Source organism: Laspinema palackyanum D2c (assembly GCF_025370875.1).
Lineage (GTDB): Bacteria > Cyanobacteriota > Cyanobacteriia > Cyanobacteriales > Laspinemataceae > Laspinema > Laspinema palackyanum.
In genome coordinates this window covers 25,495-38,424 of the sequence record NZ_JAMXFD010000004.1, presented here as the reverse complement: position 1 = coordinate 38,424, position 12,930 = coordinate 25,495, and the positions used below count along the sequence as shown (strand labels likewise).

At 50.9% G+C, this 12,930-nt stretch carries 11 protein-coding genes; 8 read left to right on the top strand and 3 right to left on the bottom strand.

From position 1 onward, the window contains the following. Window positions 1-275 precede the first annotated feature (275 nt). From NG795_RS06990 to NG795_RS06980, 3 genes are all read right to left on the bottom strand, one after another. Complete coding sequence (locus tag NG795_RS06990) at window positions 276-404, bottom strand: hypothetical protein (RefSeq protein ID WP_367287944.1); 129 nt, start codon at window positions 402-404, stop codon at window positions 276-278. Further along, complete coding sequence (locus tag NG795_RS06985; protein WP_015149556.1) at window positions 404-715, bottom strand: DUF6679 family protein; 312 nt, start codon at window positions 713-715, stop codon at window positions 404-406. Before NG795_RS06985 ends, NG795_RS06990 begins: the two co-directional genes overlap by 1 nt. 676 nt (window positions 716-1,391) lie before the next feature. Further along, on the bottom strand, window positions 1,392-2,258 hold the full coding sequence (locus tag NG795_RS06980) for a prephenate/arogenate dehydrogenase (protein WP_367287943.1): 867 nt from the start codon (window positions 2,256-2,258) through the stop codon (window positions 1,392-1,394). A 363-nt stretch (window positions 2,259-2,621) separates the two neighbouring features. Here NG795_RS06980 and NG795_RS06975 point away from each other — a divergent pair, with 363 nt between their 5' ends. The 8 genes from NG795_RS06975 (at window position 2,622) to NG795_RS06940 (ending at window position 12,786) form a co-directional block, all read left to right on the top strand. Then, window positions 2,622-2,888 (top strand): hypothetical protein, encoded by a 267-nt coding sequence (locus NG795_RS06975; RefSeq protein WP_367287942.1) that lies wholly within the window; start codon window positions 2,622-2,624, stop codon window positions 2,886-2,888. Then, entirely contained in the window at window positions 2,878-4,416 is a 1,539-nt protein-coding gene (locus NG795_RS06970) for a pentapeptide repeat-containing protein (RefSeq protein WP_367287941.1), read from the top strand. Before NG795_RS06975 ends, NG795_RS06970 begins: the two co-directional genes overlap by 11 nt. A 127-nt stretch (window positions 4,417-4,543) precedes the next feature. Then, window positions 4,544-6,106, top strand: coding sequence for a pentapeptide repeat-containing protein (locus NG795_RS06965; RefSeq protein WP_367287940.1), 1,563 nt, complete (start codon window positions 4,544-4,546; stop codon window positions 6,104-6,106). Between the two features lie 119 nt (window positions 6,107-6,225). After that, window positions 6,226-6,813 (top strand): DUF1517 domain-containing protein, encoded by a 588-nt coding sequence (locus NG795_RS06960; RefSeq protein WP_367287939.1) that lies wholly within the window; start codon window positions 6,226-6,228, stop codon window positions 6,811-6,813. A gap of 115 nt (window positions 6,814-6,928) precedes the next feature. Next, window positions 6,929-7,801, top strand: coding sequence for a hypothetical protein (locus NG795_RS06955; RefSeq protein ID WP_367287938.1), 873 nt, complete (start codon window positions 6,929-6,931; stop codon window positions 7,799-7,801). Window positions 7,802-8,213: 412 nt separating this feature from the next. Next, the gene (locus NG795_RS06950) at window positions 8,214-9,806 is read left to right on the top strand and encodes an ATP-dependent DNA helicase (RefSeq protein ID WP_367287937.1); all 1,593 of its coding nucleotides are present in this window, start codon (window positions 8,214-8,216) and stop codon (window positions 9,804-9,806) included. A 400-nt stretch (window positions 9,807-10,206) separates the two neighbouring features. After that, window positions 10,207-10,698: a GbsR/MarR family transcriptional regulator gene (locus tag NG795_RS06945; RefSeq protein WP_367287936.1), complete on the top strand. Its 492-nt coding sequence runs from the start codon at window positions 10,207-10,209 to the stop codon at window positions 10,696-10,698. Window positions 10,699-10,800: 102 nt separating this feature from the next. Continuing rightward, window positions 10,801-12,786, top strand: coding sequence for an efflux RND transporter periplasmic adaptor subunit (locus NG795_RS06940; RefSeq protein ID WP_367287935.1), 1,986 nt, complete (start codon window positions 10,801-10,803; stop codon window positions 12,784-12,786). The last annotated feature ends 144 nt before the right edge of the window (window positions 12,787-12,930 follow it).

Genomic DNA, 12,930 nt, shown 5'->3' with positions numbered 1-12,930 from the left:
AGGCGGGGGTTTAAACCCCCGCCGGGTGTCGCCTGGTGCAAGATGTCAGTTGAAACCCACTGGAAGTCTGATGCCGTAGTGTTTTTAGTCGGTTTTTAACCGACTTTAGCTGTTAGGCGGGGGTTTAAACCCCCGCCGGGTGTCGCCACTACTACAAAATCATAGCCTTAAGTACCGCAGTGGCACTCAAGGCTATGATTTTGGATTTGTTGTTCTAAGGGTTTTTAACGATCGCCTCAGTTGAGCAGAGGGGAGGGGAGAAAAAACCCGGTTTCCTACCCGTTAATGGGTCTGACTTCAATTCTGGTTGTACAGAAACCCGGTTTATTGTACTTCTGAACATAAGCGATCGCCGGTTGACCTGGAAACACTGTAGGATTCAAGGCAAAACCGACTTTTTCCATTATTCTTGATTCAAGTCGGGAGAGCGTTTGGGAATTTGTTCGGCTTCGGGACAGTCATCTGATACCAAAGGCTCCACATTACCTCGCGAAACGCAGGCAATTTTTTGGCTAACGGCACCGATGCTTTCGAGGCGAAACATCTCTTCCCAGGAAGAGAGTTCATCTTCTTCATCGGTTTCATAGCGGATCGTGACTAAATCTCCTTCGATGTCAAGAATGCGAACACCGTCAATCCAACGTTGCTGATCCCGCAAGAAAATACTGACTTCACGACCATCGCAACAGAATTGATAAATCTTGCGGTGTAGCATAGGTGGCTTCTCCTGAGCAAATAATTTTTCAATTGCTAAATCGTATTTCTCACCAAAGCGAGAATGCCCCGGCGATCGCACCAGTTCCCCAAAGTGAAGGTGGGACCGGGATGGGGTTCCGATTGTTTCCATAATGCATGGCTTGAGTTGAACTGTTCCACCTCGGGGTTGATGGCTACCGATTTAATTTGACAGTGTAGCTTGAAAACCCGTCAATATTGCTCGCAATGTACCAATCCAAATTAAATGTCGCCCTCGCCGAGGGGGGATATCGTAGCGAGAAATGGACAAAAGCTGGGATTCTGAACAGGGTGCGAACAAAAGTTAGGTGGACAAGGGGATTTTAACTAAGGATTGAAGGATCGTCCGACGGTTTTTAGGGGCTGGTATGGTTGCCGTCTCTCCCCATCCTGTTGCGATCGCCCCGTTAGGAACTCGCTCAAGTTAGGCAGGTTGGGCCTCAAGGCTGGCCCGTTCGGGTCAGTTCGCGGGACTGACTTGGGTAACTGACCCCTAACTTGGTGCCTGGACGCTTTAATCAACTCGAATAATTAGGTAGCTTCTTTTTCCTATTGTACCGATTTTCAGCCATTCTGAGACAACTCCCTCAAAGAAAGAACCGGGAATTTCCACTGCACTCGGGTCCTTAACGGTCTAGGTTTGAACCTGAGTCTAGTTATGGCGAATGCTTCTGGCTGTCTGGGGTTCCCACAAAGAACGGACGATGGTGTTGGGTCTGTTCTAGGGCCTGGGTCAAGGCATTCCAGTCTTCGGTCTCGATCGCCCCGATGAACTGGTCCAGTTGCTCCCGATAAGCATAGAGCGATCGCAACACTTCCTTTCGGTTGTACTGCGCCATCATCGCCCCTAACTCGGGATTACCCCCACCGACTCGGCTGGTATCCCGAAAGCCACTACTGGCAATCTGTTGGGCTAATTTCAGGCGATTCCCCACAGGTTCCCCCAGACAGGCGGATATTAAACTGGCGGAAACGAACACCGGCAAATGAGAAATCCAAGCAACGGCACAATCATGGTCTTCAGGGCTGCTTATGTAGACCTGGGACCCCAGAGAACGTGCCAACTCGGTAACGGTTTCTACTGCGGCAGCAGGGGTATCCTCTGTGGGAGTAATCACATAAGAACGTCCGACAAATAAATCAGGCACTGCCGCATCCAGTCCGCTTTCTGCCGTCCCCGCCATTGGATGCGCTGGGACAAAGTTCGCCCATAAGGGAGTAACCGCTTCGACCACAGGCATTTTCACGGACCCCACATCCGTTATGATAGCGGTAGGGTTGAGATGGGGGATAAGTCGTTCTACGGTCCAAGCGATCGCCGCGATCGGCGTGCATATAAATACCACTTCGGCGTTTGCCATCAGGGTCATCTCTACATCTGCCTCATCCACGATTTGGCGCGTTACCGCTTCCTGGCAAGTTTGTGGGCGACGGGACACCCCTAAAATGCGGTGACCCTGCGATCGCAAATCCAACGCCAAGGAACCTCCAATTAAACCCAGACCCACAATTCCAACGTTCATCGGCTCTTTTAAATACCTAATTCCGATTTATTATGACCCCAGTTGGCTCCTTGCGAATCCCATCGCCATTCCCCAGACCCGAGGGGAACCAAATTACTCCAGTCCGTGACAAGGGAAACTGCTAAAACTCATCCAAGTTGCAGTGGGCGAGCGCCTTGCCCCTAACGGGGAATAATTCACCTATTGGCACTTTAAAAATCGGTACCCAGCAATTCCTACTTGTTTTGACTTGTCGCCGGTTTCATCTTTTCCTTCTTCAACAGTTAGTTGACCGTTAGTGGAAGGCCCCGATAACCGATGGGGGTTAACCTTGTCGATCGCCCTGGGAAAAATTAGGAAGATTGAGGGTCAGAAAATGTTAGAGTGAGTCGATCTCCCGGTGTTCTGGTGGAAGTTATCCCCCTTGGTGCGTTTGGTGATTTTGTGATGGATGGCGATCGCCTAACCCTTAGCAATTGCATGGAACAATCCCTCCCGTGGTTTTCAATCCCGGGAACGATTCCCAACGACTCAGCAGTACCACAAGCGGGGACTTTCCTATATGGCGATCGCTCTTCCGCTAGGATGGTAATGCAAGCCTGCTATCTCCGTAAAGTCCCGCTGTTCTCAGGGTGCCCCGATGGAAGCTGAAGAACTAATCAAAAAATATCTAGCTGGTGCCAGAGACTTTCCTGGGGTTATGCTGACTGAAGTCAATCTCAGTCAAGTTAATCTTAGCGAAGTCAACCTAAGTGGGTCCAACCTGAGTATTGCCAATCTTAGCGGTGCTGACCTCACTGGAGCCAATCTCAGCCATGCCAAGCTCAATGTTGCGAAACTTAACAGCGCTCACCTGAGTGGAGCCAATCTCAATGGAGCGGACCTCAATGTTGCCAACTTAGTTCGGGCGGATCTACGCGGAACCCTGTTAATTCAAGCCTCGTTGATCCGTGCCGAACTCATGCGTGCCGAACTCAGCGGTGCGAACCTCACCCAAGCGGACCTCAATGGGGCCAACCTCCGCGAAGCAAAACTCCGACAAGCCTATCTAGTCAGCGCTAATGTCAGTGAAGCGGACATGAGAGGAGCCTCTTTAATGGGGGCTAATCTGGAACAGGCTAATTTAAGAGAGACGAACCTCAGTGGTGCGGACCTCAGTGGAGCCAACCTCAGAAATTGTGAGTTGCGCCAAGCGGATCTGTCTCATACCAAGCTCATGGGAGTAGACCTTTCTGGAGCTAATTTGCGCTGGGCTGATTTAAGTGAGGCGAACTTGCGAGGTGCGGACCTCAGTGGCGCTAAATTGAGCGGCGCTAACCTCCGAGGTGCAGACTTGAGTCAAGCCAATTTATTGGATGCGAGTTTGGTGTATGCGGATTTGACCTACGCCAATATGATCCAAGTGGACTGGACGGGAGCAGATATTTCCGGTGCAACCTTAACCGGAGCCAAACTGCATGGGGTGTCTCGGTTTGGTTTGAAAACGGAAGGGATTATCTGCGAGTGGCTGGATCTGAGTCCCAATGGCGATCGCACTCAAGTCTACCGCTTTACCCCAGAAACCTCGGAAACCTTTTTTCATCAAACTCTACCCACGGTGGACCTGCTGATTGATGCGGCCCTCGACCAAGATGCTCATTTAGCCTTAGCCTTGGCCTACCATCAAATCGCCCATCGCTATCCTGACTTAATCGAACCGCCCAATATTGAAGTGAGTTCCCGGCGCACCAAACTCAGCTTTAAAATCGGCAATGATCTGTTATTGTTCTCTACAGCTTATGTGGCAATTCTCCCCTTTAAAGATGCCGGGGTGACCCAAGAAAATCTGGAACATTTAGTGGATATGATTGAATCAGAAGAAATTTCTGGGTTACTCAATGATGCCCGAGAAAAGGTCAAGGAAATTAAAAACTCCCAGACTTTTTCTCGAATTGTGCAACGGGGAAAGTTCTTCCAATCTCCCACGCAAACGGTGTTGACTAATTCCGGCGATCGCACCTTAGATGTCCATCACAATCCCCATTTTGGGAAACGGCTGGTTAATATCGCCCTCGGCAACAACGGAGTGCCTACTGGACCCGTTGTTTCTAGTCCAAATTTTTCTCTACCCCCAGTCAACTTGCTGGTTAATTTTATCAAAGGCTTGCACTTTTCCTCGAATGCCATCTCTCAGAAATAAAATATCTTCCTCCATTCTCTATTGTCTACCCTCTTTCCTCTCCTTTTTTTCCTAATTTTGGCCTCCAGGATCCCCTGAGCGCGTACCCCACTAACCCATCAACACTTTCTTCACAGGAATACCATCTATGCAAGCCGAGGATATTATCAAAAAATATGCAGCAGGAGAAAGAGACTTTTCTGGGATGGATCTGACCGAAATTAATCTCAGTCGAGCCAATCTCAGTGGCGCAAACTTCAGTAACGCCACCCTCAGTATTGCAAATCTCAGCGGAGCTAATCTCAGTGAGGCGGACCTCACCGGCGCAAAACTTAATGTGGCTCGCATGAGTGGGGCCAATCTCAGTAAGGCCAAGCTCAATGGTGCCATTCTCAATGTCGCAAATCTGGTCCGCGCTAACCTCAGCGGTGCGGAGTTGATTCAAGCGGCTTTGATTCGCGCCGAATTAGTCCGCGCTGAACTCAGTCGAGCCAACTTAAGCGAGGCTAACCTCAGCGGAGCCGATTTACGAGAGGCCAAACTCCGACAAGTGAACTTGAGTGGTTCTAACTTAAGTGAAGCCGATATGCGGGGAACGAACCTGACAAGCTCCAATCTGGAACGGGCAACATTAAGCGGGACGGACCTGAGCCGGTCCGAACTCAGTGGCTCCGACCTGACCGAGGCAGAACTCCGCCACGCGAACCTCAGTCGGGTCAATCTCAGTGGGGCCAATCTCAGTGGGGCCAATCTCCGTTGGGCGGATTTAAGTGGAGCCAATCTGCGATGGGCTGACTTAAGTGAGGCAAAACTCAGCGGAGCTAACTTGCTTGGAGGGGACTTAAGTAACGCAAACCTGATTAATTCCAGTTTCGTCCATGCGGATTTGACCCAATCTAATTTAATCCGGGTGGAGTGGGTGGGTGCGGACCTCAGTGGCGCGACTCTCACCGGCGCAAAACTCTACGGCGTTTCCCGCTACAACCTCAAAACTGAAGGGATTACTTGCGAGTGGGTTGACTTGAGTCCTCATGGCGATCGCACTCAAATCTATCGCTTTTCCGCCGAAGAAGCTAAAAAATTTTTTAATCAAACCCCCCCAACGGTTCGGATTATCATTGATGCTCCCTTAACTCATGAGGCCAATCAAACCTTAGCTCAGGTTTACCATCAAATTGCCAGTCAAGGGGAAATGATGCCTCATCCTCCCAGTATTAATGTAGGCTACCGTCGCACCGAATTGGTTTTTAAAATTGATAGCGATCGCGATATTTTTCCCATCGCTTATATTGGCATTATCCCCTTTAAAAATGCCATCTCTACTCAGAAAAATATCATCACCTTAATGAAAATGCTGCAAGCCTATGCGATTAACAGTCACAGCATGGAGGCGATTAAACAAATTAAACAACTGAGTACCGCCCTCAGTCAAACCATTCATGGGGTCAATGACCTTCAAATCCCTCCGGTTACCCTCACCCCCAGCGACACCTACAACTTTTTTGAATCCCCCACCCAAGTGTTGCTGACTAATTCCAGCGACCAAAGTCTTCAAGTCTATTATGATGGCAGTTTTGGAAAACGCAACATCGGGCCGTCGGGTTCGGTCAAAACCGCCACAGGAACCACGATGAAAGCCACCAAATTTGCTTTACCCAGCATTAATCATTTAGTGGAATTTATTGATGGATTTTACTATCTCGATAGTTAATCGCTCGTTTTTTTCGTAAAATAGAATGGGTATATAATTTTTAAGAAAAAACCTGACAACCGGAAGGGAGTCGAGTTTTTACACCCTACTTTTCTGAGTTTATTTGCCAATCGAGACTTATGCGCGATCGCTTTAAAAAAATGATGGGCCGTTCCCGGTTTGTCGTCTCCCGAATCTTTCTCCATCTCGCCGGGAATGACGTGGCTCCCCTGTTGGGTGTACTCAACCAAGGCATCCGACCCGTTCTCGATAGCGATGGAGACCTGGAAACCCTCGGGGAGGCCCTGGTAGAAATCACCGAAAGTCTCTTGCGGTACGATGACTATTGGAAGTCTGCCGCCAATGAAGGGGATGTGGTCTGGGACGAAGGGGAAGCAGGGGACTATTGGACCGAGCTATTTACCGACTCGGCTGCTCGATATGGCAGTGAAGTCCGGTTAGCAGATTCTGCCGAAGAAACCTTATCTCTCCCGGTGACTCGCAATGTCGTCGTCATGATCACCTTAGCGGCAGAGGGAGAAGTCCCGGAACTGGAAACCGACCTCTCTAATGTGGCAGCGTTACAAGCGGGTCTGAAAGCCGCGATCGCCCTGCATTACCAAGAGCGACTCCGTGGCATTCAAATCCACTTTTCACCGGCGGCGATCGGGGAAGAACTCACCGAAGACCAAATCCTTGAGTATTTTCCCGAACTCATCCCTCTGTAAAACCCCACCTGTCATCCAAAATAGTCTTCTCTTACAATCAAGAAAAGAGCAACCGGACTGAGCAACTCGGTCCGGTGAATCTTGACTTGAATCAATTTCATGCAGTACCTCCGCCATGTTCCGCAAACTAATCCCAGTCTTAATGGTATTCATGCTCTGTTGGACCACCACCGCCTGTAGCACCAGCACAGGTTCGTCTTCCTCCAGCGGATCCAACCCCAGCACCTCCGTTACCCCAACAAGAATGGCTGACGGTCGCTATCCCGTCCAGCAGGCCAGCTATAACGATGCCAACGGGGAATATAGCCTGTTTCTGCTCAATGCATCCCCCTCGGTCTATAACACCGATGACTTGCCAATGGCGAGTTTAACTCCCGAAGAAATTTCTGCCGGTCAAAAAAGTTACCTTCAGGTGGAGTCCGGTCAAGCTTCCCTGCATTTGACCGAAGACTTCAAAATTGAATATATTCACGCGGTAACCGAAACCCAACCCAACCCGCAAACCGGCCAACCGGAAACGGTAATTGTTCGCCAGCAATCTAGCTTCTGGACTCCCTTTGCCGGTGCGATCGCCGGACAAATGGTTGCCAATGCGCTGTTTACCCCCCGCTATTACGTTCCCCCGATGTATCAACCTGGGGTAGTCATGACGGGTTATGGCGGGTATGGCAACTCATATCAGCAAGCGGTCCAGCAATATAGCAACCGCTACCAATCTCCACCCCCAGCGGTTAAAAATCGCCAGAACTCATTGCGGACAACGGGTCGAGTTCGGTCGAATCCCAGTAATGTCAATCGTCCCGCCACGGGAAGCACGAACTCTCGGCCTACTGGGTCCGGTGTGGGTGGCAGCAACCTACAACGCCCTGCCTCCAACTCATCCGGCAGTTCTACTCCTCGTCGTGGCAGTTTTGGCAGTGGGGGTTCCTCCTCTCCCACGCGATCGGCCCCCCGTCGCTCAGGCGGTGGCACAAGACGCCGCCGTTAAATTTAGCTATCTGTAGGGTGGGCAATGCCCACCCTACGCTATATTGAGGCTCTAGCTTGGATGGGGGAATGGGGGAGATGAAGTTCCCCGTTCAACGTCACGACTTCAGTCGTACTCTTCGTTTGTAGTAACGACTTCAGTCGTTTCCGCGTTACTTGGCTTTACGCCAAGTAACGCACCCCTGTCCCGATCTTCCAGTTCCTTTACAGGCGCTTAAGCCGCTCATGGTCCGTCTCACGGCTTCAGCCATGATACGACTGAAGTCGTTACTACGAACATGGATAACGACTGAAGTCGTTACTACAAACATGGATAACGACTGAAGTCGTTACTACGAACATGGATAACGACTGAAGTCGTTACTACGAACAACCTCCCCATCCCACCTCACGATTACATCTTGTCCGGATTAATGCCGATCCGATATCGTCCTGTTGTGATTGAATTAGAAGTCCACCAACAACTCAGAGCATTCCTGCGATCGCAAGGTGAACCCTATTGGCCGCATCATTTGTCGATGGCGCGGTTAGTGGCCCGTGCGTTTCGGGTGGGTCGGAGTGCGGTGATTCAAACCGGCATCCCATCAGTGGGCGCTCATGGCGGACATCGCCTCAGTTACTTGACCCCGATCCTGATTTGGCCCGGACCCGCGATTTTAGTCGCCCCAGAAGCAATTCAACAGCGGTTACTGTTGGTGGAAATCCCCCAGATGCAGCAGTGGATTGAGACAAATAAGACCATTCGCACGGTTACCGATGGGGCCTCGGGGGGTTGGCGGTGGCCCGGTGCGGATTTTCAAGGATTGCTGATTATTTCCCCGAGATTGTGGTTGGAAGATGTTCTGGGCGATCGCACCCAAATCCCCCCAGGAATTCCCACGATTATTGACGGGGCCGATGACCTAGAATCCTGGGCCAGTGAGCAACTCAGCATCACCCTCCAATCTTGGGACTGGAATCAATTGATGGTCTCCCGTCCCAATTGTGCTGCCATCATTCGCGATGTCAGAGTGCAACTGACTCGTGCCTTGTTCCAACATCCCGCCAACCCCTACGGATGTTCAATGCTGGAGTCGGAGGAAGAAGGAATCTTACAGGGGCTCTATCACACCCTGCAACAGCGCAACGGGACTACCACCGTCTCCAGTCATCCTCCATCCCCAGAACTGCCCGATCGCTGGATTCACTTTTGGCAGCAGTTTCATAGCGGGAATCGACTCCTTTGGGCCGCCATTGACCGACAGTTAGGCCAATTTACCCTATCTGCAACCCCGGTGGAAGTAGCTTCAGCCTTAGCGCCCATCTGGGACCAGCAGCCGGTTGTGTTGATTGGGGGGGCGTTAGATTTAGAAACCTCAGCGCCAATTTATCGCCAGCAATTGGGATTGGGAGATGTTACCACCCTGAAATTCTCTCCCGATCGCCAAAATGAGATGATTCAACTCTATTTACCCGAGGGGATTCCCATGCCGAATACCCCTCAGTTTGAACCCGCATTATTAGAACAACTTAGAACCCTTCTGTGTATTGCGGCAACCACTCCCGGACCGATTGTCATCTTAGTCGGAGATATGCCTCTCAAACCCCGCTTAGGGTCAATTTTGGCGGCAGAGTTTGGATCTCGGGTGCAGGTGGAGAAGACTCAAGTCGATGAACAGAGTATTTTAATTACGGGTTGGGAGTTTTGGCGAGAACATCAAGGCACATTACCCGCACCCAAGTTGCTGGCGATCGCCACTTTGCCGATTCCGTCTCTAGAAAATCCTTTAGTTGCGGGTCGTGTTGCTCACTACAAACGCGAACGGCAAGACTGGTTTAGATTGTATCTGTTACCAACAGCCTTGCGAGAACTCCAACGGGCGACTGCACCCGTTCGGCAACGCCAAGGCATCGTCGCCCTTTTGGATAGTCGCGTCCTCTACCGCAGCTATGGCACTCAAGTCTTATCCGCCCTCAGTCCCCTCGCCCGCATTGACTATTTAGATGCCACTTCTTTTGTGAATTAGGGTCATTGATAATTGATAATTGATAATTGATAATTTACCGTTATTAATTATTTAAAACTACATCAATAAATGCTCACAAAATGCTCACAAACTCACGATTGCATTCAGTAAAGATGGTTGATTGGAATTAACAGGTTTGCCTTTTCATGCGGGAGATACGGTAGAAATTATTTTTTTAGAACAGCCTAAACAACAACGGAAGACTCTTAAACTGTACAAAATTGAGCGGTTATCAAAAATTTTATCAAGTTTTTCTGACCTCTCCCTGATTAGATTGGGGGCCATTCGCGAATGGCCCCTACAGAGGGGTGGCTGCTGTAAAAATTCATTTCGTTCAGTCTTTACTAAACAGTCAAAACTTTGCTACAATTGTGAATAAAGCAATTCATCTAGGGCAAGTATGTCCAGAGTCGATAAAGAGGCGCAACAGTTTGAACTGAGGCGCTTTGTGGAAGAAGTGGGCCTATTGTTTGAACTGAGCGGGATGCCGAGGATGGCGGGACGAATTCTCGGGTGGTTGTTGATTGCAGACCCTCCGCATCAGTCCTTGAGTCAACTGGCGGAAGCGTTACAGGCTTCTAAAGGGTCAATTAGCACCATGTCTCGGTTGTTGATTCAAGCGGGAATCGTCGATCGCATCAGTTTACCGGGCGATCGCCGAGATTATTTTTGTATCAAATTAGGTGCTTGGACCGAATTAATTCAACAAAAAACCGCCCAAATTAAAGCGGTGCGCGAAATAGCTGAACGGGGACTGGGGTTACTGGAAGGAGAACCAGACGAACGTCGGCAACGACTGGAGGAAATGCGAAATTTTCACGCTTTTTTTGAAGGAGAACTGCCTCGGTTAGTCCAACGCTGGGAACGGGAACGAGAGGTGAAGCAGCCTTAACCCTGCGATCGCCCCCTCAATCCTCCATCCATCTGTCAGCCTAAATTTTTTAAAAACATCATTAATCCCGGCACCTCTCCATCGGGAAACAGGAGTACCCCAATGCAACGGCCATCTAGTATAGAGCAAGTTACTGAATCTCAAAATAACCATAAAAAACCCCCGTTACCTCCCCCTAAACCGGACTTTAAACCCGAGGGGAAACGGCGGTACAAACGGGTGATTATTGCGCTGATCGCCGCTGGATTATTAGGCGTCAGCACCTTTGCCTATAGAACCTACCAAAACGCCCAACCGCGCACCGATGCGATCGCCGAAATAACTGTCCCCGTAGACACCCAAACCCTGACCGTCCGCATCCAAGCCAGTGGCACTGTCCGACCGATTCAGAGTGTCAACCTCTCCCCCAAAAGCACTGGCCGGATTGCTCAATTATATGTCGAACAAGGGGACCAAGTAGAAGCTGGTGCTATCATCGCCCGCATGGAAAGTCAGGACGTAGAAGCCCAACGACTCCAAGCTACAGCGCGATTAGAACAAGCCCAAGCTCGACTCGCTCAACTGCGCGCCGGAAATCGGCCCCAGGAGATAGCCCAAGCGCGGGCGAGACTGGCTCAAGCCGAAGCGCGACTCGACCAACTACGCGCCGGAAATCGGCCCCAGGAGATACTCCAAGCGCGGGCGAGACTGGCCCAAGCCGAAGCCCGACTCGACCAACTCCAGGCCGGAAATCGCTCCCAAGAAGTCGCTCAAGCGCGGGCGAGACTGGCTCAAGCCGAAGCCGGACTGGCGCAACTGCGGGCCGGAAATCGCTCCCAGGAAGTGGCGCAAGCGCGGGCGAGACTCACCCAAGCACAAGCGCGGTTAGATGCACTGCGTTCCGGGAGTCGGCAAGATGAGATTGCTCAAGCGGAAACTCAAATTGAAGAAGCTGAGGCAACCTTGTCTCTGACGGCAGAACGGGTGCGCCGGAATCAGGAATTGGTGAATGAGGGGGCAATTTCTCGCGATCGCTTTGATGAAGTGGTGACCGAAAACCGTCGGGCACAAACCAGTTTAGAGCGATCGCAACAACGGTTAGAACAACTGATTCGCTCTCGCCAAGAAGCAATTATCGAAGCCGAAGCTCAAGTCACCGAAGCCCGTCAAGCCTTAGAACTGCAAGCCAGTGGGGCCAGACCGGAAGAAATCACCCGCGCCGAAGCCGAAGTTGCCGAAGCGCGTCTTGCCTTGGAAATGCAAGAAATCGGGGCCAGACCGGAAGAAATCACCCGTGCTGAAGCCGAAGTTGCCGAAGCGCGACAAGGGGTGGACCTCCAAGAAAGCGGTGCTAGACCGGAAGAAATCACCCGCGCCGAAGCGGAAGTGATGGAAGCGCAGCAAGCCTTATCGGTGCAACAAAGCGGTGCCAGACCCGAAGAACTCCTGCGGGTGGAAGCGGAAGTGCGAGAAGCGGAAGCGCAACTGAAAGCCGTAGAAGTGCAGGTGGAAGATACTATCATTCGCGCCCCCTTCGCCGGTCAGATTACCCAGCGATATGCCACAGAAGGCTCATTTGTCGCCCCAACCACAGCGGCATCAAGTGCGGGAAGTGCGACATCCACCTCGATTGTGGCCCTGGCGAGAGGGTTAGAAATTTTAGCCCAAGTCCCGGAAGCGGATATCAGTCGGATTCGTTCGGGTCAACAGGTGGAAATTCGGGCGGATGCCTATCCCGATGAACAGTTCCAAGGAAAGGTGAATTTAATTGCTCCTGAAGCGATTCGGCAACAGGATGTGACCTTGTTTGAGGTGCGAGTGGATTTGGAATCTGGGACGGAGACGTTGCAATCAGGAATGAATGTGGATGTGACGTTTTTAGGGGAGCAATTGGATAATGCCTTGGTGGTCCCGACGGTGGCGATCGTTACTAATCGAGGGGAAACTGGGGTTTTGATTCCCAATGCTGAAGGGAAAGCGGAATTTCGGTCGGTGACGATCGGACCAACTTTGGGAAATCAAATTCAAATTCTGGAGGGGTTGAATCCAGGCGATCGCGTGTTTATTGGTCTTCCGGAAGGGCAAAAGTTGGAGGATATTTTAAAGTAAGGGAGTAGCTCTGTCGTGATCCGGACAATTGGCAGTTTAACGCCTAGTACGGGACAGGAAGCAGAGCCTCCAACGGGGCGTTACATGGCTCTGCCCTGTAACGAGGTATAACGAGGTATATCACCTATTTCCCCCATCTGCCCC

Excerpts from the sequence above, each read along its gene's own strand:
- NG795_RS06990 (WP_367287944.1), bottom strand. The coding sequence starts at position 404 with ATGGAAAAAGTCGGTTTTGCCTTGAATCCTACAGTGTTTCCAGGTCAA.
- NG795_RS06985 (WP_015149556.1), bottom strand. The coding sequence starts at position 715 with ATGCTACACCGCAAGATTTATCAATTCTGTTGCGATGGTCGTGAAGTC.
- NG795_RS06980 (WP_367287943.1), bottom strand. The coding sequence starts at position 2,258 with ATGAACGTTGGAATTGTGGGTCTGGGTTTAATTGGAGGTTCCTTGGCG.
- NG795_RS06970 (WP_367287941.1), top strand. The coding sequence starts at position 2,878 with ATGGAAGCTGAAGAACTAATCAAAAAATATCTAGCTGGTGCCAGAGAC.
- NG795_RS06965 (WP_367287940.1), top strand. The coding sequence starts at position 4,544 with ATGCAAGCCGAGGATATTATCAAAAAATATGCAGCAGGAGAAAGAGAC.
- NG795_RS06960 (WP_367287939.1), top strand. The coding sequence starts at position 6,226 with ATGCGCGATCGCTTTAAAAAAATGATGGGCCGTTCCCGGTTTGTCGTC.
- NG795_RS06955 (WP_367287938.1), top strand. The coding sequence starts at position 6,929 with ATGTTCCGCAAACTAATCCCAGTCTTAATGGTATTCATGCTCTGTTGG.
- NG795_RS06950 (WP_367287937.1), top strand. The coding sequence starts at position 8,214 with ATGCCGATCCGATATCGTCCTGTTGTGATTGAATTAGAAGTCCACCAA.
- NG795_RS06945 (WP_367287936.1), top strand. The coding sequence starts at position 10,207 with ATGTCCAGAGTCGATAAAGAGGCGCAACAGTTTGAACTGAGGCGCTTT.
- NG795_RS06940 (WP_367287935.1), top strand. The coding sequence starts at position 10,801 with ATGCAACGGCCATCTAGTATAGAGCAAGTTACTGAATCTCAAAATAAC.